Annotated in this window: 21 protein-coding genes; 5 read left to right on the top strand and 16 right to left on the bottom strand. The window is 49.8% G+C overall.

Annotated features, from left to right (window positions below; all coding sequences use genetic code 11):
* Window positions 1-5 precede the first annotated feature (5 nt).
* From B7988_RS06390 to B7988_RS06355, 8 genes are all read right to left on the bottom strand, one after another.
* Window positions 6-734, bottom strand: coding sequence for an IspD/TarI family cytidylyltransferase (locus B7988_RS06390; RefSeq protein ID WP_088657263.1), 729 nt, complete (start codon window positions 732-734; stop codon window positions 6-8).
* A gap of 45 nt (window positions 735-779) precedes the next feature.
* Entirely contained in the window at window positions 780-2,240 is a 1,461-nt protein-coding gene (locus B7988_RS06385; protein WP_141225584.1) for a hypothetical protein, read from the bottom strand.
* A gap of 79 nt (window positions 2,241-2,319) precedes the next feature.
* On the bottom strand, window positions 2,320-3,078 hold the full coding sequence (locus tag B7988_RS06380) for a DUF4422 domain-containing protein (protein ID WP_088657261.1): 759 nt from the start codon (window positions 3,076-3,078) through the stop codon (window positions 2,320-2,322).
* A gap of 5 nt (window positions 3,079-3,083) precedes the next feature.
* Window positions 3,084-4,049 (bottom strand): SDR family oxidoreductase, encoded by a 966-nt coding sequence (locus tag B7988_RS06375; protein ID WP_088657260.1) that lies wholly within the window; start codon window positions 4,047-4,049, stop codon window positions 3,084-3,086.
* A 269-nt stretch (window positions 4,050-4,318) separates the two neighbouring features.
* Window positions 4,319-5,818 (bottom strand): NADPH-dependent glutamate synthase, encoded by a 1,500-nt coding sequence (gene gltA, locus B7988_RS06370; RefSeq protein ID WP_073323109.1) that lies wholly within the window; start codon window positions 5,816-5,818, stop codon window positions 4,319-4,321.
* Window positions 5,818-6,705 (bottom strand): sulfide/dihydroorotate dehydrogenase-like FAD/NAD-binding protein, encoded by an 888-nt coding sequence (locus B7988_RS06365; protein ID WP_073113492.1) that lies wholly within the window; start codon window positions 6,703-6,705, stop codon window positions 5,818-5,820. Before B7988_RS06365 ends, gltA begins: the two co-directional genes overlap by 1 nt.
* Before the next feature lie 103 nt (window positions 6,706-6,808).
* On the bottom strand, window positions 6,809-8,311 hold the full coding sequence (locus B7988_RS06360) for a hypothetical protein (RefSeq protein WP_088657259.1): 1,503 nt from the start codon (window positions 8,309-8,311) through the stop codon (window positions 6,809-6,811).
* 125 nt (window positions 8,312-8,436) lie between these two features.
* The gene (locus tag B7988_RS06355; RefSeq protein WP_088657258.1) at window positions 8,437-9,552 is read right to left on the bottom strand and encodes an adenosylhomocysteinase; all 1,116 of its coding nucleotides are present in this window, start codon (window positions 9,550-9,552) and stop codon (window positions 8,437-8,439) included.
* 110 nt (window positions 9,553-9,662) lie between these two features.
* Between B7988_RS06355 and trxA the strand changes: the two genes are divergently transcribed.
* The 5 genes from trxA to B7988_RS06330 all read left to right on the top strand — a co-directional run bounded on the left by trxA (window position 9,663) and on the right by B7988_RS06330 (window position 14,373).
* Entirely contained in the window at window positions 9,663-9,974 is a 312-nt protein-coding gene (gene trxA / locus B7988_RS06350) for a thioredoxin (protein WP_088657257.1), read from the top strand.
* A gap of 74 nt (window positions 9,975-10,048) precedes the next feature.
* The gene (locus B7988_RS06345; RefSeq protein WP_088657256.1) at window positions 10,049-10,720 is read left to right on the top strand and encodes a Crp/Fnr family transcriptional regulator; all 672 of its coding nucleotides are present in this window, start codon (window positions 10,049-10,051) and stop codon (window positions 10,718-10,720) included.
* A 148-nt stretch (window positions 10,721-10,868) separates the two neighbouring features.
* On the top strand, window positions 10,869-12,323 hold the full coding sequence (gene cysS / locus B7988_RS06340; protein ID WP_088657255.1) for a cysteine--tRNA ligase: 1,455 nt from the start codon (window positions 10,869-10,871) through the stop codon (window positions 12,321-12,323).
* 118 nt (window positions 12,324-12,441) lie between these two features.
* Complete coding sequence (locus B7988_RS06335) at window positions 12,442-13,098, top strand: MBL fold metallo-hydrolase (RefSeq protein ID WP_088657254.1); 657 nt, start codon at window positions 12,442-12,444, stop codon at window positions 13,096-13,098.
* Window positions 13,099-13,176: 78 nt separating this feature from the next.
* Window positions 13,177-14,373 (top strand): acyltransferase, encoded by a 1,197-nt coding sequence (locus B7988_RS06330; RefSeq protein ID WP_088657353.1) that lies wholly within the window; start codon window positions 13,177-13,179, stop codon window positions 14,371-14,373.
* On the opposite strand, the gene B7988_RS06325 is transcribed toward B7988_RS06330, so the two are convergent.
* From B7988_RS06325 to B7988_RS06290, 8 genes are all read right to left on the bottom strand, one after another.
* Entirely contained in the window at window positions 14,370-16,955 is a 2,586-nt protein-coding gene (locus tag B7988_RS06325; protein ID WP_141225583.1) for an FISUMP domain-containing protein, read from the bottom strand. The genes B7988_RS06330 and B7988_RS06325 overlap by 4 nt on opposite strands.
* A 49-nt stretch (window positions 16,956-17,004) precedes the next feature.
* Entirely contained in the window at window positions 17,005-17,850 is an 846-nt protein-coding gene (locus tag B7988_RS06320) for a patatin family protein (protein ID WP_073323098.1), read from the bottom strand.
* Window positions 17,847-18,512 (bottom strand): lysophospholipid acyltransferase family protein, encoded by a 666-nt coding sequence (locus B7988_RS06315; RefSeq protein ID WP_088657352.1) that lies wholly within the window; start codon window positions 18,510-18,512, stop codon window positions 17,847-17,849. The genes B7988_RS06320 and B7988_RS06315 overlap by 4 nt, the downstream gene beginning before the upstream one ends.
* A 132-nt stretch (window positions 18,513-18,644) precedes the next feature.
* A complete protein-coding gene (fabZ, locus tag B7988_RS06310; protein ID WP_088657252.1) occupies window positions 18,645-19,091 on the bottom strand; it encodes a 3-hydroxyacyl-ACP dehydratase FabZ in 447 nt (148 codons plus the stop codon).
* Entirely contained in the window at window positions 19,088-19,819 is a 732-nt protein-coding gene (locus B7988_RS06305; protein WP_088626975.1) for a glucose 1-dehydrogenase, read from the bottom strand. Before B7988_RS06305 ends, fabZ begins: the two co-directional genes overlap by 4 nt.
* Before the next feature lie 24 nt (window positions 19,820-19,843).
* Window positions 19,844-22,240 carry a beta-ketoacyl-[acyl-carrier-protein] synthase family protein gene (locus B7988_RS06300; RefSeq protein ID WP_088657251.1) on the bottom strand — a complete coding sequence of 799 codons (2,397 nt, stop codon included), beginning with the start codon at window positions 22,238-22,240 and terminating at the stop codon, window positions 19,844-19,846.
* A 91-nt stretch (window positions 22,241-22,331) separates the two neighbouring features.
* Window positions 22,332-22,571, bottom strand: a complete 240-nt coding sequence (locus B7988_RS06295; RefSeq protein WP_072801095.1) for a phosphopantetheine-binding protein — start codon at window positions 22,569-22,571, stop codon at window positions 22,332-22,334.
* 136 nt (window positions 22,572-22,707) lie between these two features.
* The gene (locus B7988_RS06290) at window positions 22,708-23,781 is read right to left on the bottom strand and encodes a hypothetical protein (RefSeq protein WP_088657250.1); all 1,074 of its coding nucleotides are present in this window, start codon (window positions 23,779-23,781) and stop codon (window positions 22,708-22,710) included.
* Between the last annotated feature and the right edge of the window lie 47 nt (window positions 23,782-23,828).

The raw sequence follows: 23,828 nt of genomic DNA, 5'->3' as shown, positions 1-23,828 counted from the left end.
AACCTCTAAAATCCAAAAATCTGCTGATTTTCATGGACTTGGACCATTGCCCTAAAAATAAAGAAATCTGTCGGCGTGGTAATCTTTATATTTTCCATAGGGCCGATAATAGTATTCATTACATGCCCATAGTGAGACATCATCGTACAGGAATCAATAAAATCGTGACGATTTTCAGAAATGGCTGTTCTATGAGCTTCAAGAATATCAGCCAATCTAAACGTTTGCGGAGCCCTTGCTATTAGCGAATCCTTTCTTTCTGGAATCTTAAGGGAACCATCAGGTTCATGAACGACAAATGTTTCTGTCGCAGGAATGCAAGTAATACAATTTCCTTTTTCTGAGCAAGCAACAATGTTATCCGTGATTGTTTTTTCAGTAATTAACGGACGAACACCATCATGAATCAAAACATTTGCATCTCTATTATTCTGTTTCGTCCACCGTTCAGCCGCACACAAGCCGTTATAAATGCTATCTTGTCCGGTTTCACCACCAGGGACAATCTCAACGACCTTATTGATCTCAAACTTTCTTAGCTGTTTCTCCAAGAACGGAATCCACGACTTAATGCAAACAACGCAAATCGCATCTATTTGTGGATGATTGTCAAACAGTTCCAGTGTATATATGATAACGGGTTTTCCGTTCAATTCCAGGAATTGTTTTGGTCGGGAAACAGTATTCATTCGGCTTCCTGAGCCACCAGCGAAGATCAATGCAATATTTTTCATTTTATTTCTCAGCAATCTAACAAGTAATCGTTATTAATATAAAAATCATCCCAAAAATTTACTTTTAACAAAATGTGTTATTTTTTGGCGTTCTTCTCTTTTCAAACCACCCCAATATACAACCACAGCATAAACTAGAATAAACGATATAGTATCAACCAGCAAGCGTTGAACCTCTCCTTTCAGATAAGTATTCAGAAAAAGAAGGAATGAAATACACACCATTGAAATCATAGATATTGGGAGCAACGTGTCTCTCAAATATTTTTTTATTTCAAATCCAACCATTTTTTTCACAAAAGCCAACCTTACAACCAGCAATACTATATCAACAATGCATTTTATCAAAACGACACTATATGCAGGGAACCCAAATTTTAAAGAAACATACGAAAGTATGATAACTGAAAAGATAATCGGATCTGTAACAAGATGATATTTTTTTATGCGACCAGTAGCATTTACCGCGGTCCACATAGGAGCCATTAAACTCTCTATCAACTGCCAAACTAAGAGATAAACACAGAAAACAGCGGCACCTTCAGGCACATTTTTCAACCAAATCTTCAGCAAAAAATCAATATTGAACACAATCGGACAAACGACAGCAAAAAGCAATAAATATGAATATTTTGAAGTATTTAAAATCAATTTTCTCAACGCGTCTAAATTCTCAGCAGCATAATATTTCACCAACTGAGGCCTGTAAGCCATCTGAAAATTGTTCGAAAATTGATTAACTGCAACACTCACCTGCGTTGCCACGCCCATTGCAGCATTTACAAAAACACCAAAAAATGAATTCAACAAAATATTCAGCCCCTGATTTGCGGAAATCGTCACTATAGATCCAAACAAACTCCATCCAGAAAAACCCAGTAATTTTTTAAACACAGAAATATCCCAAACACGCTTTATCCAAGTTATGTTTACAGCCACAAACTTTTTTCGGCAATATACAGCAACAATTACAAAAACAACCAAAGAAATAACCAATTGGTTTACTGCATATATTTTCAATTTGTCACAAGCAATAAACTGCAAAGAAAAAGCGTTGCCCAACTTAAGCATTACATCCGCAATACTTGCATATGCATAGAACGACATTTTTTCATGAGCAACAACTAAGGCGTCAAAAGGTGCTTTCAACAAACCAAAGACTAAAGATAATAACGAAAAATGAAACGCCCATTCTGCGGAATTTATTCGAGCAGCAGGCAGTTCCATTTTATTCTGCAAATACCACAATCCAACAATTTCTACAACTGCAACAAGAACAACCGCAAAAACGAAGTAAATATAAAAGCTCATATTAAAAACGGCTTTTAAACGATTTTGTTCGCCTTTACCAAGTTCAAAACTTAAAAAGCGTTGCGTCGCTGCATCCAATGGACCGCTAAAAAAAGTAAAGGCTACTATAAAAGAACAAACAACATTGAAAATACCGTAATCTTCTACACCAAGAGCATTAAGAACCACGCGAGACGTATACAACTGAACAAGCATGATAATCCCCATACGAAAAAACATGTATAGGGTATTCTTAGCAATGCGCTTGTTGTTTACCGAGATTGACGAGCCCATCTTATTTTTTTACGTTTTCAAATTTTCTCTTCAAAAAGTTAAAGCCCTTAACAATCCAATTTTGCTTTTCCATAAACATGCATGGAAGTTCTTTATACTTCACCTTATTTGTTTCAATCCACACATCAAGCAAGCGTTCGCTTACAAAGCCAAAAACACGGGCGTCATAAGCATTATAAGAAGAAATGTCTAATTTAGATTCCAGTTCGAACAAAATGGAAAACATCCAGTCACAATAGGACTTAAACAGGTCTCGCTTCATTATGAACATGTTAAATCGATGTCCAATTGTTCTTTTCATATATGCATCATAAGCAGGGATATAGTCCGGATATTTCTCAGCAATAATCTCACGAGTAATATCCAAATCTGCCGCATGGTGCGCATGAGCATACTGAGAATAGTTCGTCTCTATAAAATAATTTCTTGGTTTCGGCAAAACAACGTCATATTCAGAACAAAGATTTTCCAATTGATTTGACGTCAGAATTGAGTTCCACTTATCACGCTGTTTCTTTATGGCAAAATGACGACGATAATGAACCAATCCCAGATAATCAGCATCCAAATGTTTCCACGCCCAATACAATCCCGTTAATTCACAATAATGTTTATTTTTTAAACTGATATTATCGCCTTCATTATCACGAAGGTATCCTAAAGCCTCTTTTCCTTCCGCACCAACCTGGATAGGCACATAGATAGAATCAGAAGGCATTTGATAAGCCTTATGAGTTGCAACTATTATTTTTGCATCCATAATATTTACACCAATTCCTTTTCTTCGCAATCCTTATACCAATCCTTAAACGCATCTTCTAGTGTATAAGAAAGCGGATAATTCTTTGCAAGTTTCTGACCATCGATATTCGTGCTAACCATCAACTTTTTCACACGGGCCGGGCAAATACCAAGGCCAAGTCCGCCAAGTCCGCCACAAATAGTGGCTGCAGCCATCATCGGTTTATGAGGAATAAAAGGTATCCAGCGTTTCATTCTGGTCGCCTTGAGCATTGTATTAGCAATCTGTTCAATGGTAAACGAGGGATAATAGCAGCAGTTATGCAACTGAATACGATCGGCATTATCGTTTTCGGCCATAGCTAGCATCACTCGGGCAAGATCCTTGACATAGATACAAGCCTTTATGGTGTCTTTACGGCCTGCATAGGCAAACTTGTGACTTTTAAGACCTTTGTACAGGCGGGTCATATTTCCATTTTCACCTGTACCAAAAACAATTCCTGGACGAACGATAGAAAGCCTACGGGTCTTTTCTTCGGCAGCCCATTCGCGATGAATTTTCTCAGCCACAAGTTTACTAATGCCATACGGTGTATTCGGAGTCGGCAGAGTTTCTTCCGTTTTCAACTCTTCCGCAGCACCGTAAGGGGCAATGCTGCTGGTAAACACAATGTTTTCGACACCATGTTTGCGAGCAAAATCGCAGACATTTTCGGCACCGCGTATATTCGTTTCAAAATAGGCATGATCCGGATGCCCGGGAGTACGGTGAATTGCTGCAAAATTAAAAATGAGGGTATCCTTGCCAAACTCGCCCTGCATTTCAATGGGATTACGAACATCGACTCTTTGAGAATATTCAGACCCATCAGCAAGAAGATCAACAATATAAATCTTTGCATCAGGATATTTTTCGCGGAGCAAATGCGCCGTGTGAGTCCCTATAAAACCGCAACCGCCAAAGATAATGAACGATTTAAAATGCATAATTACCCAATTTAAATTCTATTCAACAATTTACATATATATGGGCTAAACAAACAAGGTTGTACACAGAAAAGTGTTGAAAATCTGTCCATTTGGAGTTTTAAACTTGGGAGCGCGGTTTAAGACAAAAAAACACCCCGGCTCTTGCGAGTCGGGGTTGTTTTAGATCCTTCTCCCCGCAAGGGGGATCATGCTCACATAAGCGCTGAAGCGCTAAGTGATCAAAGAGGCTTCGGCGTTTCACGCCTCCGCTCAGGATGACAGTTGAATTACTTCTTCAAGAACTCGTTGATACCGGCTGCAGCGCGACGACCTTCGCCCATGGCGAGGATCACGGTTGCGGCGCCGAGCACGATGTCACCACCGGCGTAGACCTTCTCCATAAAGGTCTTGTTGGCGGTTGCATCTTCGAGAAGGATGTGGCCCTTCTTGTCGACGGAGAGTTCCGGCGTGGTGTTGCTGATAAGCGGGTTGGAACCGTTACCGATAGCAACGAGCACGGTGTCGCATTCGATTTCGAAGCTTGCGCCTTCGACCTTGACCGGACGCGGACGGCCCTTTTCATCGGGTTCGCCCAGCTCGTACTTGTCGACGAGCATGCCGCGCACGTGGCCGGCTTCGTCGCCAAGAATCTTGGCCGGGTTCTGCAAGACGCAGAATTCGACACCCTCTTCCTGGGCATGGAGAACTTCTTCCTTACGGGCCGGAAGTTCGTTCATGCTGCGGCGGTAAACGATGCGAACCTTTTCGGCACCGAGACGGAGAGCCATACGGGCAGCGTCCATAGCGACGTTACCACCACCGAGAACGACCACGTTCTTGCCGGGCCACATCGGAGTATCGGCATGTTCCTTGTCGTAGGCGCGCATGAGGTTCGCGCGGGTGAGGTATTCGTTAGCGGCGAACACACCCACCAGGTTTTCACCTTCGATGTTCATGAAGAGCGGGAGGCCTGCACCGGTACCGACGAACACGGCGTCGAAGCCGTCCTTTTCAATCAGGTCCTTGAGCTTACGGGTACGACCGATGACAAAATTTGTCTCGAACTTCACGCCCATGGCAGCGAGAGATTCGATTTCGTTGTCCACAATCTTCTTGGGCAGACGGAATTCAGGAATACCGTAGCGGACCACGCCACCCAGCTTGTGGAAGGCTTCGAAGATGGTCACGTCGTGGCCTTCACGGCGCACGTCGGCGGCAACCACCAGGCCGGCAGGACCGGAACCGATCACAGCCACCTTCTTGCCGGTAGCGGGCTTCACGGCCGGCACAGAGGCGCCACCGTTGTTGCGTTCGTAGTCGGCAGCAAAGCGTTCCAGGCGGCCGATAGCCACAGCCTGGTTCACGTCCTTGTGCATCTTGCCCATGGTGCAGTTCATCTGGCACTGGCGTTCCTGCGGGCAAACACGGCCGCAGATTGCCGGGAGCAAGCTGGTTTCTTTAATCTTGGCGATAGCGGCCTTGAAGTCACCTTCGGCAATCTTTGCGATGAAGGCCGGAATGTCGATGTGCACCGGGCAGCTTTCGACGCAAGGCTGGTTCTTACAAGCGAGGCAGCGGTTAGCTTCCACGATAGCCTGAGCTTCGGTGTAACCCTGGGCCACTTCTTCCATCACGCGGGCACGGTAGCTGGGTTCCAGCTGCGGCATGGGCTGAGCCGGAATAGCAGTCTTGTCCTTCGGCTTGAGCGGCTTCGGGAGGGCGTTAATCTTTTCAAGTTCCACCTTGGCGGCGGCGTCCAACTGTTCACGAGTCAAATGTTCAGACATTACTTGCTCTCCTTGGCCTTTGCGTCAGCCATCTTATCAATGTTGCACTTGTGGCCGTCGTTGGCACCGAAGCGGTGCAAGGCTTCCTGTTCCTGGGGCTTGAAGGCGCCCATACGCTGGAGCATGTTGTTCCAGTCGACTTCGTGGCCGTCGAATTCCGGGCCATCGACGCAGACGAACTTCGTCTTGCCGCCGATAGTCACGCGGCAGCCACCGCACATGCCGGTCCCGTCCACCATGATGCTGTTGAGGCTCACGACGGTCTTCACGCCGTAGGGCTTGGTGGTGAGGGCGCAAAACTTCATCATGATCGGAGGACCGATGGCGAGCACCATGTCGGGCTTGCCCTTCGTGTCTTCGCAGAGTTCCTTCAGAGGTTCGGTCACGAGACCCTTGCGGCCGTAGGAGCCGTCGTCGGTCATGAAAATGATTTCGTCGGCGAGGGCGGTCATTTCTTCCTTCATGAGGAAGAGGCTCTCGTTACGGGCACCCATGATGATAGTGACCTTGTTGCCGGCCTTCTTCATGGCCTGGACAATCGGGTGCATCGGGGCAATGCCCACGCCACCGCACACGCAGACCACGTGGCCAAAATTCTCGATGTGGGTCGGGGAACCCAGCGGGCCCACGAGCACCGGGATATCGTCACCGACTTCGAACTTGGAAAGTTCGGTGGTGGTCTTACCGACGGTCTGGAAAATCAGGGTGATGGAGCCTTCAGTCGTGTCGGCATCGGCGATGGTGAGGGGCACGCGTTCGCCGTTGTCCTTGTTCGTCTGGAGGATGATGAACTGGCCGGCCTTACGCTCTTGGGCGATCAGCGGGGCCTCGACGCGGAATTGGAATACCGCAGGAGATAACTGTTTTTTAAAGAGAATTTTTGCCATAGTGGGCTGAAAAATAGAAAAAAGGCACCCCAAACGAGGTTACCTTTTTCATAAAAACATACTCCATTTGGACCGGTTAGGCCCGAAAAAGGACTGCTTGTCACTAGAAGTAGATAAAGCCACCGAAGCTTACGAACACGCCTTCACCGTTAAAAATAGACTTGGTATCGGTGAAGATTTTGTCACCAAAGGCAAATTCGCAAGCGGCCCAATCCTTGTACTGGTAACGGAAACCAACAGTCGCCTGGACTTTGTCGGCCACGCTTTCGAGCACCTTGTAGTCACCGGCTTCGATGTTTTCGCCCTTGGTGTAGGACACGGCCTCCCACTGGTAGGCAGCTTCACCGAAGAGCATGACCGATTCACCCAGAAGGACTTCGCCAATCACGTTCGGCGTAAGCGAAAGGCCTACGTGGGTCATGTTCTTCTTGGCGGATGCCCCGCTGGTGGTGTCGCGGACAATGTATTCATCCTGAATAACGGTAGGAACCGCCGTGTTCAAGCCGAGCATGAGTCTTGCATGTTCCGACTGGAGTGCGGGAGTACCGTAGTTGAAGAACGGAACGACACTGATATAGGAGTCGGGATTTTCGTTCTTGAGGGAACCGGCCACTTCCATCTCGTTGACGTGACGGGTAAAGTTCACACCGGCAGACCAGAAATGCTTACGGGCAGACGGGCCATCGGTAAGCACGAGGGTCGCGGTAAGGTCGCGGTAGCGTTCTTCAGTGGTCGGCGCGCGCTTTGCCTTAGGATCCGTATCGGTTTCTTGGGCAACGGTAATCCAGTCTCCGCCCAAGGTGACTACATAGCCACCGAGCATTTTAGACAAAGTAAGACCAAAGTCATTTCCGTTGTACGAAACCTTCTGTTCGACGTTGTCGTTTTCAAAACGACGCTTGCCGACACCGGCACGGATTTCGGCACCGAAGCTTCCGTTGGTGTAACCGAGGAGAGCTCGACCGACATCGCCCGAGATATCCATGGCGCCAAAGAAGTTACCGAGCGAAACGACACCGCGTTCGCCGGCGGGTTCAATGTAGAAGAACTTCTGGCCGTAAAGCTTGGTCAAGCGTCGGTCCAAGAGAAGGTCGACGTTGTCGCCTGCAGCTTCGTTCTTGACAGTATTGTAAGCGCTTCCGTGAACGACAGTAAAGGGCGTTTTAGGCGGCCCCATGCGCACGCCTTCGGGAGCACCCCGCGGACCCTGAGGGTCGGCAGAGGGGGCAGCAACCTGTTTAGGTTCTGCAGGCTTTGCAGTTTCTGCAGGGGCGGCCTCTTGAGCGGGTTGAACAACTTCAGCAGGAGCCTGGGCTGCTGCAGGTGCTTCTGCAGCCGGGGCTTCAGGATTTTCTGCAGGGGCAGCTGCAGGAGCGGCCTCTTGGGCAACAGGCTGTGCGACTTCGGCTGGAGCCTGGGCCGCTGCGGCAGGCTGAGCTTCTGCGGCAGGGGTTTTAGCGGCAGGTGTTTCTGCAGCCGGTGCATCTGCGGCAGGGGCAGGTTGTGCAGCTTCAGCAGGAGCAGCCTTTTGAGCAGGGGCAGCTTCTTGTGCCATGGCGAAAGCAGCCGACACGAGAGCCATTGCAAAAGTTTTCTTCAGATTCATACAACCTCGTTTGTTTACTTTCTTTTGCAATTATACTTTAAAAAAACCAAAAAAGCAAGAATTTATTTACAAAGGTTGAACTTTTTACATAGAATGCAAGCATACAACCCGCTTCTGCACTTCAATTAGCGCATCATGTCGCAGATTTCAGGGCCAATCGCCCCGTTCTGGATAGTCGTTACCAACAAACGTTGTTCGATTTCGCTAGGCGGATCCTGCACGCCCTTGAAGGGGCAAGCCTCTTCGGCGCATTCTTGCAGCAGGCGTTCTCCCAAGGCCGCATGCAGCGCGAGACTCGTATCGATATACTTGAGGTGCGTGGGTTCATCCAGCACAAAATTCAGGGGAGACTTTCTGTTCAGAACTCTTGTATCGGGAACAAGTTCACCGAATTCGTCTTCGACACCCATATTCGCGACCACCGCCTTGACGTTTGAAAGAATCGCCGACACGGCAGACAAGGTCAACGCATTTTTGCGTCCCGTCGCTGTCACCACAAAATCAGCGTGGGCAATCACATCAGCCACCCTATCGTCGTCCAGGTAATCCTCGATTTGCACTTCATTGTTCAACAGGACTTTGCTGAAATTCGAGTTAGAATCTTCATTACGGGTGTTGGTGATGGTGCAGACATTCATGCCGCGACGCACACCGTGCAAGGCAATGCCGCAGCCGACCTTGCCACTACCGAACACCACCAGCGATTTACCTTCAAAGTCACCAAAACCCAGCGATTCCAGCGCGCGGAAGTAACCGTCACCTGTACCGAGCACAGTTTCGATCCGCTTTACGATTCCGCTGTCAGCCACATACACCGGGTGTTCCGACTTTTCAAAAAATTGCACGCCGCTACGGGTGAGTTCTACAAAGCCCTTACGCGGGTGGCAAAAGGCAAACTGCCCGGCGCAATCCAGAATCAGGTCAAAGTCATCGGCGACTTTTCCGCTCTTGATGTCGGCATCCGTAACGACCGGGACATCTTCTTCCTGGAGCATTTCAACGATCTTTTTGTCGCAGGGCATGGTCGCCCCAGAATTACCGACAGCATACCCCACATAAAGGCTTGCCCCACCCGCCAAAAGGGCGCGGTATTCCACCAGCGTGTTCCGGAAAATGGGCGTTGCCACCAGGACCTTACAGCCCCAGAACGGTCGTATTTGCGCCCACTGGTCCGAAAGCAGGGCCAGGGCCGGATATTCACGCGGTTCGTAGTTTTCGTTGATGATTTCGGAGAAAATCATGGCGCCGAATTTAGAAAAAATTTTCGGATAATGTGACCTAGTCACAGATAAGCGGGCGCACATTAGGTAAAATATAGGTGTAAACAAGAATAAAAATAAGAGAGGTAAAAATGACCGAAATGAACATCACCAAGGAAAACTTTGAAGCTGAAGTCATGAACTCCGACAGGCCCGTTCTGATTGACTTTTGGGCACCCTGGTGCGGGCCCTGCCGCATGCTTTCGCCCACCATCTCCGAAATCGCCGAAGAGTACGGAGACAAGGTAAAGGTCTGCAAGGTAAACGTCGACGAACAAGGCGAACTGGCATCCACCTTCGGCGTCATGAGCATTCCCACGCTCGTCGTCATCAAGGAAGGAAAAGTCGTGAATTCCGTGACCGGAGTTCGTCCGAAAGACCAGGTCGTAAGCATGTTCAGCTAAACGCACATTCCACTTAACTATACTCCTTGAGGCGATGCACCTTTTTTGTATATTACAGGGAAGGTGCATCTTTTATGAGCTTAGGTCCATTCAGTCACTTCCTTCCGAATCTGCCGTTTTGGCAGAAACTTTCGCCCGAAGAAAAGGCGATGGTTTCGGACCGTTGCGTTACAAAGCGCTTCGGCAAGAACCAGATGATTCACAACAGCAAGACCTCTTGCCTCGGGATTATCTTCATTCTGAGCGGAGGGATTCGCGTGGGACTCATCTCTGACGAAGGTCGCGAAATCACCCTGTACCGCGCACACGCAAACGAGTTTTGCGTTTCGACGGCCTCTTGCGTGATTCACCAGCTAACCTTCGAGACCCAAGTCACCGCCGAGGAAGACACGACCGCATTGGTGATTCCGGCGGCTCTGTGCGCCAAGCTGATGGATACGAATATTCATGTGCGGGCTTTCATTTTTGAAAAAGAGACCGAGCGTTATTCGCAGACCATTTGGGCGATTCAGCTCATGCTGTTTAAACGGTTCGACCAGCGTCTGGCTTCTTACCTGATTTCGACTTTTGAAAGCACCGGCAAAGACGAAGTCAAGAAAACGCAGGAAGAAATCGCCCGCGACGTGAATTCTGCCCGCGAAGTGGTGGCCCGCATGCTCCAGGAATTCGCCGCCAAGGGCCTAGTCGAAATCAAGAGGGGCAGAATCCGGCTCCGCGACATCGACGGTCTGAAGAAAATCCTGTAAAATAATTCTATAATGGCACTCCTTCGGAGTGCAAGATAGGCGCCTCAGCCATGTCAAAACAAAAATTGTTTTGCCGCGGCATTCAGCTTTTACTATCTTTGGCCGCGTTGACGCAAGTTGCGCCGCATTCACTAACCGGAGGCTTAAAATGGCACTTCAATTCTACAACACTGCATCGCGTAAGAAAGAGATTTTCACACTTCCTGAAGGCGTTCCCGCCGTGCGCATGTACTGTTGTGGCCCGACGGTGTACCATTTCGCCCACATCGGCAACCTCCGCACCTACATTTTTGAAGACTTTTTGGTCCGCACGCTCAAGTACTACGGCTACAAGGTGAATCACATCGTGAACATCACCGACGTGGGCCATTTGACCAGCGACGCCGACTCCGGCGACGACAAGATGGAAAAGGGCGCCGCCCGCGAAGGCAAGTCCGTGTGGGATATCGCGAAGTTCTACACCGACGCGTTCATGGCCGACTGGCACCGCTTAAACATCCAGGAACCGACCCGCTGGACGCCGGCGACACAGCACATCCAGGAACAGATTGAACTGGTGAAAACCTTGGAAGAAAAGGGCTACACCTACCGCACGAGCGACGGCATCTACTTCGACAGCCTCAAGTTCCCGCGCTATGCCGACTTCGCGCGCCTTGACGTGGAAAACCTGCGCAAGGGTAGCCGCATCGACATGGGCGAAAAGCATAACGCCACCGACTTCGCGCTGTGGAAGTTCAGCCCGAAGGACAAAAAGCGCGCCATGGAATGGGACAGCCCGTGGGGTGTGGGATTCCCCGGCTGGCACATCGAATGCTCCGCCATGGCCATGAAGTACAACGGCCCGACGCTCGACATCCACTGCGGTGGTACGGACCACATCCGCGTGCACCACACCAACGAAATCGCCCAGAGCGAATGCGCCAACGGCGTGCCGTTTGCACGTTTCTGGATGCACGGCGAATTCCTCCGCACCGCTAGCGAAGAAAAGTTGGAAGACGGCACCACCGAGACTAAGTTCGGCAAGATGAGCAAGTCCAGCGGCGAGTTCCTGACAGTTTCCCTGTTGATGGACCGCGGCTTCAACCCGCTGGATTACCGCTTCTTCGCGATTGGCAGCCACTACCGCAACTACCTGAACTTCACGTGGGAAGCCCTGGAAGGCGCGAAGGAAGGCCTCAAGAGCTTGCACAAGAAGACGGACCCGCTGATTGGCAAGGCTACCGCGATTGAAAGCGATGCCGCCAAGGCTTTCCAGCAGGAATTCAAGGACGCTATCGGCGACGACCTGAACATGCCGCGCGCCCTCGGTATCATGAACACGATGCTCAAGAGCGATATCGATGACGGCGAGAAGGCTGCGCTCGTGGCCGACTTCGACCAGATTTTCGGTTTGAAGCTCGACCAGCCTCGTGAAGAATACGCCAAGAAGGGCGCGAACGACGGCGTGGATGTCGCAAAGATTGAAGCACTGCTTGCCGCCCGTAAGGAAGCGCGCGCCGCCAAGAACTGGGCCGAAAGTGACCGCATCCGCGACGAACTTGCCGCCATGAACGTGGTCATCAAGGACAGCAAGGAAGGCACGACCTGGGAATTGAAAGGTTAGAAATGTGTAGTGTGTAGTGTGAGATGAGACATTCCACATCACACATTGTATAGTTCATGTTCAAAGGCGAAGGTCCCGAGCGAAAAGTGTCGGGCCTTCTTTTTTATATTAAAGAGAAATGATACTAAAGGCTTTTACATTCAACCCCTTCGGCGTGAACGGTTTCGTTTTAAGCAACGAGGCCGGCGATGCGATTCTCATCGACCCGAGCGTCAGCAACGAGCGCGAAGAAGCGGCGTTGGCGAACTATATTGCCACAAATAACCTGACCGTGCGACACCTGCTGAACACGCACCTGCACCTGGACCATGTGCTGGGCAACGCGTTTGTAGCCCGCAAGTACGGCGTGCAGCCCGAAGCCCACGAAGAAGACGCTTTCATGCTGGACTTGCAAGAAGAACAGAGCAAGATGTTCGGACTCCCGCTGCGCGAACCATCGCCCGGACTCGGCAACTACCTTGCCGAGGGCGATGCCGTCGAGGTGCCCGGCATTCGCTTGCAGGTGATTCACGTGGCCGGGCACTCTCCCGGCGGCATCGCGTTTTACTGCGAAAACCCGGGCGAAGTGAACGGCCAGAAAAACGTGCCGCCGCTGCTATTCCCCGGCGATATCATGTTTGCAGGCAGCCGCGGGCGCAGCGACCTCTTCGGCGGGGATGACGATGCACTTGTAAGCGGAATCAAAAGCAAACTCCTCACGCTCCCCAAAGAAACCGTCGTGTTCCCCGGACACGGGCCCATGACGACCATTGCAGACGAGAGAAGGTGGTACTGATTCCTCGATGGGCTCTATCGACACGTCGTGTCTCCAGAGTGACAATCGAACAAGAGCAGCAGAATGAGCAGCAAGGCGATGGCAAGAATTGGGTGGATTGACGAGTTCAAGGGATTCGTGTTGTTGCTTGTGTGCCTTTATCACGTGGAGCAGGCCTTTCCGCAGGCGCAAATGGGGATGTTGCACCTGAACGCGCTCCGTATGTCGGCCTTCTTCTTCATTTCGGGAATGCTATTCAGCACGCGACGCTTCCCCGATTTCAAAAGTTACCTTGTTCACAAAACCCGCGTCTTGCTCATTCCCTACATTCTGCTTTCGCTGCTGTTCTTGGCCCTAGATCCGGTGCTGTACAATTTTGATTTATTCCCGAAAGCACCCCGCATGACGGTCATGAACATCAAGCCCGAAATTGCAGGCGTATGGGATTATATCTACTGGAACCTCGCAAAAATTTTCGTAGTAGGGAAATCTTCCATCGGGTCGGGGCCGCTGTGGTTCGTGTTTACGCTGTATTCAGTGAGCCTCATGTTTTATAGTGTGCAATGGGTTGCAATTCACTTTTTTTCGCAAACGAGAACGGAGATGCCGCATCAAGTGCGGTATGACAATAAGAAGGCCGAGAAGACAGAGAGCGTAAGCAAATTGTTTATCGCAGTCTTCGCAATCATAAGCCTCGCAGGTGGTTGGCTCCTGTACAAGAATCACGTTCGCCTGCCGTTAGGAATCGAACGCGATCTGACAGTACTATTCTTCTTTGCTTGCGGCTGGCTGAGCAAGGAACCTATTCGCAACACTCTATGCGGGAAAGGGAAAAAAGGCTTTCCTTGGAGTCTTGTGGTCGCCACTTCCATCACAACATTCATTCTCTATGCCGCATTCGAAATTCCAAATCCTGATTTCAGCATCATGAACAACACCCTCGGAAAATCACTCCCGATATTCATCGCCAGTTCCTTCTTCGGCATCGCGGGCCTTGTAGCCGCCTTCATTCTCGCCGACAAACTCCCGGATATCGCCCCCATCCGCATCATCAAGGGAATCCTGCGTAACATTTCACGCAACGCACTCGTGATTCTCGCGGTTCACTGGTACATTCTGCTTGTGATGCGGCTTTTATTCCGCGCCGAAATCAACCAGCCCGGAATCGCCTACTTATCCATCGCCATCGTAACGGCAGGAGTCATCGCCGCCATTCCGCTTTTCCGTTGCAAACTCTACAAGTTGCTCGGCAAGCAGCCTGCAAGCGTACGGGAAAGCTTGGACATCCGCAACTAATCCACTACGCAACGGACTTGGTAGGCATCCTTTTTCAAGCCATCGGTTTTGTACTGCACCTTAAACAGGGAATCTATTAACACATAGCTTGCCGTGCTATCAGAAGTACTTTCAGGAAGCCAGAAATACGAATTCTGAAGCAATTTATGTGTACCATGGCCATACGAAATATCAGTAAGAGTGTCAACATCTACATAACCGGAACGATTAAGTCTCACTCCGTATAAATTATAGCCACTATGGGGAGGATCGTTAGAGCGTTCAAGCAAGGCACGGACGCCATAGCCTGGAGTCAAATTCTCAGCAAAGTCAAACAGAGCTTGCCATTCCGCTTTAGTAGCCACATGCGAACCTGCGGGGCAAATCGTCGTCAGGTTTTCAAAGACTTCATTCCAGTTATAATAAAATTCAGTATTTTGAACTCCACCGCTATAGCTTTTTATCCGAAATCCATTGCAATTGACTGCTTGCTCCGACGCATAATGCAGCTCTCGATTTAACCATTTTTGGTTACCCAAGGTGACAATTGCGTATCGGCTATAATAATCATTGACTCGTTCATCAATCAGGCTATCCAAAAGAATCGCATCCCAGTAACAATTGTCGGCAGAAGCACACATACACCAGCTTGAATCCACGCCATTGAACGCACGCTTATACGTTACGTATTTGTCGCACTTTCCCATATAATCGAGCATGTTGCCGACTTGCCAGCTTTTTTCATTGCTGGAATTCTTTCGGCACATATAAACGGTCTTATCGTAGATTACTCCCGTGTTTAAAAGGGATGTTTTGCAGTATCCTCCCAAGGCAGAATCAAGAGCCGTCATGGCATACCAGGCTCCATTACTCTTCAGGGCCGTCGTATCGCAAACGAACTCCCTGCCATTAAAAATCTTTTTTTCGCCTTTAGCGGAATTACAAGACCCAAGGACATCACTCTGTGCCGCCTCTTTCCAAGAGCCAGAACATTTATAGAATTTTCCGGAATTTTCTACAACAACCGTGGTATCTCTGCGGCAGTATCCCAGTGTTTTTTCCAATTCCGTCGCCTTTTGCCAACCATAGCCGCGGTCAGCTTCGCAATAGTAAATCGTATCGAGGTACACCCCTTTTGCGCCCACATTTTGCGTGGTGCAGAAACCGATTTCCCTACTCATTTTGTCATGTTGTTTCCACGTATTGTTGACACACTCATACTCGTTCGTTCCAATGAGGATTTTCAAGCCTTCCTTTTCACTAGTACAATTTCCAAGGACCAGGCTGTTATCCGCCTTATGCCAATTTTCATAATAGCATTCATAATAATAATGGTCCTTGGTCTCACGTAGCGAATCCTGCAACTTCGGTGTACAAGCGCCGAATTCGTCTTCAATCGCGGTCGTTCTTCTCCACGATTTATTGTAACAGATGTAACCTAAGTTCTTGTAAGATATAATTTGGTTTGTCTTAGCCGAATCGCACTTTCCGTAATAGTCTTCCAGCTCCGCCTTTCTCCACAAAAAGTCTTCGCAAACGTAAGCGTTTGCCGAATCTATTTCGGCAAGTTTGCCTGCGACCTTCGGGCTACAAAAGCCAAGCTCTGTCGCCGGATACGTCAGTTTAACCATGCCGTTGTCGCCACAGGCGTAGCGTACATCGTTTACCACGTATTCCTCGTAGCGGTTGTCATCGTTACACCTGATATCCACATCGTCAATGGTCGTGAATTGCCAGCTACCATTCTTGCAAATGTACACGTAGCCCTTGATTAAGTACTTGTCCCCCGTCTCCTGTTCCCTGCAGGCTCTCTTGATGCTAGAAGAATACCACTTGCCACTGCTACAGTAATAATTCGAATCACGATCAACCACATAAATGTTGGCATAGTTGTTGTCACCGTCCTCTTCGCAGTCGGGCAAGTCCGCCATGCGTTCTACAATGCTCCTGTAGCGAATGCAGCGTAGCGAATAGAATTCATTGTCGCGAGCCATCTGACGTTCAAATAAGCCGGAACGGTCCATCAACACGGCATAGCCATCGCTGGCAAGGTAACGCACGGAATCACCGATACCTGTACATTCCAAGGTATCGCGTTTGGTACAAATGCCCGCGTAGTCCGTCTTCGTCAGTTCCGCCTGCAGCAAGTTTTTCCAGTCTGAAACAGTCGGCAAGGTGTAACCCGTGGGGCAAACCTTTTCGGCATTGTTCGAGAGGTACAGTCTTCCGTACGGGTTGCAATTGGAATCATCGTAGGCGTAACAGGTGTTTCTCGCCACAGAAGATTTCACATTGATGTTCTGCTCGGTCCAAGTGTAAATACCAACGCTGTGCGTCGCAAAAGTGGTTCCCGTCGCAGAGTCAACTTCGGAATCATGACTGTGTTCCGTGTTACGGACATCCTTGGCGTCAGCATCGACGACCGTCGTCGCACTCGACATCGCCCACGAACTGGAAGAGCGGTCCCTAGCCAGAGAGCCAGATTCGCTAGATTCCGTTTCGTCATCAACAGCCTTCGTAGAGCCACTGGAATCACCACCGCACGCTGTCAAACAAAAGCTAGACAGTGCACAACAAAAAATAAACTTGACAGCAGAGTTCACAGTCTCCTCCTATGAAGAATATCTACCCCGTAAATTCTACTATGTAAATTTAAATTTCTAAAAACGCCTTGAGATCGTCCATGCGGCGTTTTGCCATCTCTACGCCGTGTTCATAGGACTCATTCATCTTTTCCATATTGGTATCGAACTGGTCGCACAAATCAATAACAGGACGAATCAAAAAGAGTTTCCCCTCTTTTTCCAGTTTTTCCATGCGTACGAACATTTTTTCGTAGCGCTTCAGGCGAACCATGAGCGCACGGAACAGGTCCGGGTACTTGCGCTTGTACATGGGGTTCAGAATCGCACGGTACTTGCGGAAGTCCGTCACCGCTTCGCCTGGATAATGGGTCGAAATGGCTACCACCTTGTCGCAGCCCTTTTCAAACGCACGCTCGAACGGTATTGCGGCGGTAATGCATCCATCGGCATAATGCTTGCCGTCGAGTTCTGCCATCGGGAAAATCATAGGCAGGGCGCAGCTGGCACTGATCAAGTCCAGCAAGCGTTTCTTGTCGTTCTTTTCGCTCTTGAATTCGGCGCGGCCCGTTTCGCAACAAGTAAGTCCGATTTCGCATTCAATCTTTGAACTGCGGTAAGCTTCAAAGTCAAGCGGCATCTCGCCATCGGCAGCCAGGTAGTTCAAAGCATGGAATTCTTTCTGGATTCCGATGAACTTGCTGGCCCATTTTTTGCCTTTTTGCAAACGCGTCGGGAGCACAATGAAACGCAGGCGCCCTTGCTGACGCGTAATGAAGTTCACCGCAGCATGGGCTCCGGCAGACACTCCTGCCACGTAGTTAAAATCAATCCCTTCGTCAAGCCAGGTGTCAATCACGCCTGCGCTGAACATGGTCTGACGAGAACCGCCTTCTAACACAAGTCCAGTCTTCATGCCTGAACCTCTTCAGGAGTTTCAGATGCGACCGGGAGCGGAGCCACTTCAGACTTACCCAGCGCCTGCTGCTTGAGCCCCCAGACTTTCTGTCGGAAGTATTCGCTGCGTTCAGCCAAGTGCTTCGAAGAAGGGATTCCCTTCACGCGTTCAATCTTTTCGGGCTCGCTCACGACAATCTGTGTGCGGTGACCACGTTTATAAATACCGTCGATTCCCACAGCAAGCACTGGAGCACCGGTACTGCGGGCAAGGAACGCAAAACCCGTCTTGAATTCGTTCAACAAGCCGTCATAGCGGCACTTGCCTTCGGGGAAAATAATGACGTTATTTCCCTTTTCCAGTTCACGTTTGGCAAGCAAGGCCCATTCAGTGTCCATGTTAAAGCGGTCGCAAGGAATCACGCACTTCACGCGGGTCAGCGCCCAACTAAAATGCGGGTCTTCAATCTGGTCTTTAGCCACCACGATGCTTTTGTGATGGAAAAAGATAGCGAGCATCATGAGGGGGTCCCACATACTCGTATGGTTCGCAATAATCACCGACGGTGTCTTCAGGCGCGGAGACTTTACCGTGTTACCGACAAAAGTCACCTTCGGGCGGTACCAAACAAGCAAATAGACTCGCACGGTGTAGATGACAATCACCATGACGAGTTGCATGAAAATTTCGAACAAAAAATTTTTTTTCTTTTTATCGTTCACGATATATAAAATTCAGAGGCAGAGGAGATGTGAAATGTGGAATGTGAGATGTGAAATTATCATTAGTCATCACACATTACACACTAGCCATTACTTTCCTAAACTTTCCTTCGGGATGCTGGTGAAGGTCAGAGCGCCCTTGGCATGAACGTTGCCGTTCACTTTCACGATGCAGTCAAAACCGACCAACACGCCACCTTCTTTTGTCTTCTTCACGGAAATTTCAAGCTGGTCGCCCGGAATCACCGGTTTCACGAACTTGAATCCGTCAATCTTCAAAAGCACATAAAGATTCTTTTCCAAATCTTCGGCAGGCTTTTCGATCACGAGCGAGCAGAGCTGAGCGCAGCTTTCCACAATGAGCACGCCCGGCATAATCGGAGTTCCAGGAAAATGTCCCGTAAAGTAAGGCTCATTCACGCTCACGTTCTTGATGCCCACGGCAGATTCGTTCGGCGTAAGTTCCGTGACCTTCTCGATCATCTGGAACGGCGGGCGCTGAGCAATCTTTTCGCTGATTTCGTAAATGTTCATCATAGAGAAAGACCTCCGTCAAGCACAAACACCTGGCCGGTCACGTAGGCGAACTGATCAGAAGCGAGCGCAGATACAATATTTGCGACTTCATCGGCAGAGCCAAAGCGCTTCAGAGGAATCTTTTCGAGATAGCCCTTACGGGTTTCTTCGGGAATCGCTTCGATCATTTCGGTAGCGATAAAGCCCGGAGCCACGGCATTCACGCGAATACCGAAACCGCCCAGTTCCTTGGCAAGCGTCTGGGTCAAGGAATTCACGGCACCCTTCGTGGCGCTGTAAACAGCCTGACCTGCAAGAGCGAACTTCGAAGAAACGGAGCTCATGTTAATGATCACGCCGGACTTCTGCTTGTACATTTTCACGGCCACCTGCTGTGCGCAGTAGAAATAACCCTTCACGTTCAGGTCGAAGCACTTGTCCAAGGTTTCGGGATTCATCATCATCAAGTATTCGTCGCGCACGATGCCTGCGTTGTTCACGAGCACGTCAATGCGACCGTAAGCCTTGAAGACTTCGCGAATCATGACTTTCACCTGAGAAAGGTCGGCGACATTCGCCTTGTAAATCATGCCGTCGCCACCTTCGGCCTTAATCTGGTCCAAAGTCTGCTGGGCAGCCTCGTCGGAACTGGAGTAGTTCACCACGACAGTATAGCCATCGCGAGCAAGGCGCAAGGCACAAGCCTTGCCAATTCCCTTAGAAGCACCTGTTACCAAAGCTACTTTCATATTCAAGCTCCTTCTACCTAAACACTATTTTCCGAACACGACGGCGCTGTAAGAACCGCCCGTCGCATAAGAGATAACCAAAATTTTCTTGAGATTTGCCGATTCAGCCGTCTTTGCCGAGACAGAACCGTCTGCCGCCACAAAGTAGGCGTTGTCGTTTGCAAGTTCACCGCTCAAAAGGAGAGCGGCTTCAGCTGCGGCAAGGGCTGCAGACCCCGCACGGCCTTCGCCAGTGCGTTCCTTGACTTCGAAGAGCGGCATCGCGGCAAGCTTTTCGCCAAACACGCGCTTGAGAGCGCCCTTTTCGATGTCGTCAATTTTCTTGCAGCCGTTGGCAAAACCGCAGACCGCATCCACGTCGGCTGCCGTAATGCCGGCATCGGCCAAGGCATCGGCAATGGCCTTGTCCAAAGCTTCGTCAGAACCCGAGAGCTTACCGAACTTCACATTCTTGCGGCCATGGCCGAATCCGAGAGCGTAGCAGTAAACCTTGGCACCGCGGGCCTTGGCATATTCTTCCTCTTCGAGCAGAATCGACACGGAACCGTCACCCACCACAAAGCCTTCGGCATTTGCGTAAGGAGCGACCACGTCGTTTGCGGCCACGCCAAGTTTCTGGACAAATTCCGTAATAATCGGCAGGTTTTCGTCGGTACCGGTAGCCATCATGGCCTGTTCCTGACCGTCGTGAATCACGTTCATAGAGTAGCCGATGCTATCGAGGCCCGAAAGCGGACCGGTGGTAATGGTTACCCCGTAACCCTTGATGCCCGAACAAATAGAGAGATAACCGCCAGCCGCATTGTAAACGGTGTGCGGGAACTTGAAGGCGGAACCGCCGGCATTGCCGAGTTCTGCAATCAGTTCTTCAAAATCGTAAGTCGCGCCGAGACCGCCTTCGCTGGTACCCACGATAATGCCGATATCCATAGCATTTTCGTCAGACACTTTGAAGTTCGCATCTTGCAGCGCACGCATGCCCGAAACAGTCTGGAGCTGGCCCAAATTGTCGAGCTTGCGGTAGAAGGCCATCTTGATGCCGAGTTCCTTGTAGTCATCCAAGGCAATCGTAGAACGCACCGAGGCGGACTCGGGCTTCTTGCCAGCCTTTACGGCTTCAACGTAAGCGGTCTTGCTGTTGCCGAGAGGCGACACAATTCCCACACCCGTCACAGCAATCTTACAGTCCTTAGCGGACTGGGCAGACACGTTACCCGCTTCCTTCGAGAAGACGATTGCGGCATTCGTACCGCCGAAGGCAACGTTATTGCTCAGCACGCACTTCAAGTCCTTATGGCGGGCCTTGTTCTGCACAAAGTCCATGTCACCCACTTTTTCCTTGAGGGCGGCTGACTGTTCTTCGCTATACGGGAAGGTGGGAAGCACTGTATCGGTGGTCAGGGCCTTGATGCTGAACACGGCTTCGATCGCACCGGCAGCACCCAGGCAGTGGCCTGTAAGCACCTTGGTAGAACTAACACTCACCGTCGGGTTTTCTTCGCCAAAGTAGGCCTTGAAGGCCGTCATTTCGGCGTTATCGTTCTTGCCCGTACCCGTACCGTGGGCATTGATATAGCCGATGTCGGTCTTTGCAATGCCGGAATTCTTGACGGAGCGGTTGATGGCTTCCTTAAGGCAAAGGCCGTCTTCACGCGGGGCGGTAATATGGTTCGCATCGCTTGTAACGCCAGAGCCGAGCACTTCGCAGTACTGCTTGGCGGCACGCTTTTGGGCATGTTCGTAAGATTCGACAATGACGATACCGGCGCCTTCGCCAAGCGTAATTCCATTGCAACGATTAAACGGAGAGCATCCGTTTTCGTCAAGGGCATGCAAAGAAAGGAATCCGGAATAAGGCACCGAGGCAAAAGAATCAGCACCGCCTGCGATTACGACATCGGCCTTGCCGGCGCGAATCAAGTCGCAAGCCACCGCAATCGAAATCGTGCCCGCGGCACAAGCATTCGCCACATTCGTGACAATGCCCCCAGCACCACAAGTTTCAGCCACCTGAGACGCAATAGATGCAATCGGCATCTTGGCGATTTCAGAAGCATTGCGACCATGTTGATGATACTGTTCAATCGAAAGAACGCCACCCACGCAACTTCCGATAACCACGCTCACACGTTGGTCGTCGTTAAAGTTCTTGAGGCCTGCATCGGCCAAAGCTTCGTTTGCAGCCTTGATGCAAAGTTTCGAGACGCGGTCCTTTTCTTCGGGAGCGTCAATTTCATCGAGGGTATCGCACTTGACTTCGGCAGCCAAGTCCGCATAGCAGTTCACTGTATCAACAGAAGTGGTCTTATGAATGCCGGAAACCGATTCCAGGGCACTCTTCCAAGTTTCTTCGACATTGTTACCGACGGCACAAATGACGCCTAAACCTGTAACTACACAACGCTTGTCATTAGGGGTCATAATTATTCCAAAGATAGATGCATCCTATTGCCAAGCTCCAGGATGCAAGATAAACAAAAAAAAGCCGAGAACGGATCCCCGGCTAAATTCTTTAGGCCTTGTGAGCTTCGATGTAAGCGGCGATTGTATCGATGCTCTGGAAGTTTTCCTTGGCAACGCCCGTCATGGAAACACCAAAGTTGGAGTCCACAAAGGAAATAATTTCAAGGGAATCCACAGAATCAAGGCCAATTTCTTCGCCAAAAAGCGGAGTATCGAACTGGAGCACGTCGCCATCGACGCCGAGATCAGACATAAAGAAGGCCTTGAGTTTTTCTTTCATTTCGTTCATATTATACCTCGTAACTTTTTTGAGACAAAGATAGAAAAAAATAACAAATGGGTTGTCAAAATTATTACAAAAGCGACATATAGCCCTAAATTAGGGACGAAATGCACACATTTAGGCGTTTTCTGGCTTTTTCGCGCTAAAATGCTTGACGGACGTAGAAGGACAGGCCTAAATGGTCAAAATCGACCCAAGAAAAATCGGCTCGCGCAAACAAGTTCTGCTTTAAATTCAAGCCGAGGAGTGCACCTGCGCCAACGGAACGGTGCCAATCATTACGGACTAGCTCACTGAAATAGCGACCCGATTTTCCGCCTTCGAAAAACACATGACTCCCCAGGCGCCACCAAATAAACTGACGAACTTCGGCCTGCATGATTACCGCCTGGTTGTCACCAAAATACAGGCTTTCTACACCGCGGAATCGGCAAATGCCATCGGGGCCGGCCAGCATGTCGAAAGGCACATCGCCGTCTGCGCGCTGCCACAACATGCCAAACGCCATCGTCGTTGTTTTTGATACGCTGGAATACCCGCGCAAATCAAGCGATTCCACGTCAAACGTGTAGTCGCCCAGGCGGTCGCTATAGAACATCTGCTGCCACTGGGCCAAAAAGCCGTGACGCGTCCAGTTGATGTTGTCGCGGGTGTCAATCCCCAACAAATAGCCCGCGCCATTACGCCAGCCGGAATGGGTGTCGGGCAGATCCTTGATTTTACCGACTTCAAAATCGATTTCGGTGTATTCCGCATGGACTTCGACCCCGTACTTGAACGCCTTCGGAAGTCCGATTCTCGATTCGATTCGCGTGCCGTACTGGAATTTTTTGCGGTTAAAATTAGTGAAAATATCGATATCCGGATCGTTACCGCGACCATAGTAACCCGCCACCCAATCTTGGTACTTGAGCAACCCCCAAATACTGATTTGATCGTGGAACAGGTAGTAGTACGGTTCCAGTTGCAACTGCAACTGACCGCGCGTCGAACCATACGCTGTAAGGCCGATTTCGGGGACATTGCCCTTCGGTTCGTCGGGGCGCAAAAACAGCAGCGCCATCACGCCAATCTGGAATTCCGTCTCTTCGGTATAGCCCAAAATCGGGACCACGGAATAGCGTTGAAAATCGTCTTCGGACGCATCTTCCATTGCCGCGGCGACAAGCGTCACGAAAACAGACAAGAGCAATCCTATTTTTTTCAACAATTCCATTACAAACCAAATATAAAATTAAAATGAAACCTTTTATTTATTGTTAA

The organism is Fibrobacter sp. UWB1, from assembly GCF_002210325.1.
Classification (GTDB): domain Bacteria; phylum Fibrobacterota; class Fibrobacteria; order Fibrobacterales; family Fibrobacteraceae; genus Fibrobacter.
This window is presented reverse-complemented; position numbering and strand designations above follow the sequence as displayed.

What these genes read in the sequence shown, in the direction of transcription:
- B7988_RS06320 (WP_073323098.1), bottom strand. Translation starts at nt 17,850, where the DNA reads ATGAAGACTGGACTTGTGTTAGAAGGCGGTTCTCGTCAGACCATGTTC.
- fabZ (WP_088657252.1), bottom strand. Translation starts at nt 19,091, where the DNA reads ATGATGAACATTTACGAAATCAGCGAAAAGATTGCTCAGCGCCCGCCG.
- B7988_RS06300 (WP_088657251.1), bottom strand. Translation starts at nt 22,240, where the DNA reads ATGACCCCTAATGACAAGCGTTGTGTAGTTACAGGTTTAGGCGTCATT.
- B7988_RS06335 (WP_088657254.1), top strand. Translation starts at nt 12,442, where the DNA reads ATGATACTAAAGGCTTTTACATTCAACCCCTTCGGCGTGAACGGTTTC.
- B7988_RS06365 (WP_073113492.1), bottom strand. Translation starts at nt 6,705, where the DNA reads ATGGCAAAAATTCTCTTTAAAAAACAGTTATCTCCTGCGGTATTCCAA.
- B7988_RS06390 (WP_088657263.1), bottom strand. Translation starts at nt 734, where the DNA reads ATGAAAAATATTGCATTGATCTTCGCTGGTGGCTCAGGAAGCCGAATG.
- B7988_RS06385 (WP_141225584.1), bottom strand. Translation starts at nt 2,240, where the DNA reads ATGCTTGTTCAGTTGTATACGTCTCGCGTGGTTCTTAATGCTCTTGGT.
- trxA (WP_088657257.1), top strand. Translation starts at nt 9,663, where the DNA reads ATGACCGAAATGAACATCACCAAGGAAAACTTTGAAGCTGAAGTCATG.
- B7988_RS06295 (WP_072801095.1), bottom strand. Translation starts at nt 22,571, where the DNA reads ATGAACGAAATGAAAGAAAAACTCAAGGCCTTCTTTATGTCTGATCTC.
- B7988_RS06375 (WP_088657260.1), bottom strand. Translation starts at nt 4,049, where the DNA reads ATGCATTTTAAATCGTTCATTATCTTTGGCGGTTGCGGTTTTATAGGG.
- B7988_RS06355 (WP_088657258.1), bottom strand. Translation starts at nt 9,552, where the DNA reads ATGATTTTCTCCGAAATCATCAACGAAAACTACGAACCGCGTGAATAT.
- B7988_RS06345 (WP_088657256.1), top strand. Translation starts at nt 10,049, where the DNA reads ATGAGCTTAGGTCCATTCAGTCACTTCCTTCCGAATCTGCCGTTTTGG.
- B7988_RS06315 (WP_088657352.1), bottom strand. Translation starts at nt 18,512, where the DNA reads ATGCAACTCGTCATGGTGATTGTCATCTACACCGTGCGAGTCTATTTG.
- B7988_RS06290 (WP_088657250.1), bottom strand. Translation starts at nt 23,781, where the DNA reads ATGGAATTGTTGAAAAAAATAGGATTGCTCTTGTCTGTTTTCGTGACG.
- B7988_RS06360 (WP_088657259.1), bottom strand. Translation starts at nt 8,311, where the DNA reads ATGAATCTGAAGAAAACTTTTGCAATGGCTCTCGTGTCGGCTGCTTTC.
- B7988_RS06330 (WP_088657353.1), top strand. Translation starts at nt 13,177, where the DNA reads ATGGCAAGAATTGGGTGGATTGACGAGTTCAAGGGATTCGTGTTGTTG.
- B7988_RS06380 (WP_088657261.1), bottom strand. Translation starts at nt 3,078, where the DNA reads ATGGATGCAAAAATAATAGTTGCAACTCATAAGGCTTATCAAATGCCT.
- cysS (WP_088657255.1), top strand. Translation starts at nt 10,869, where the DNA reads ATGGCACTTCAATTCTACAACACTGCATCGCGTAAGAAAGAGATTTTC.
- B7988_RS06305 (WP_088626975.1), bottom strand. Translation starts at nt 19,819, where the DNA reads ATGAAAGTAGCTTTGGTAACAGGTGCTTCTAAGGGAATTGGCAAGGCT.
- gltA (WP_073323109.1), bottom strand. Translation starts at nt 5,818, where the DNA reads ATGTCTGAACATTTGACTCGTGAACAGTTGGACGCCGCCGCCAAGGTG.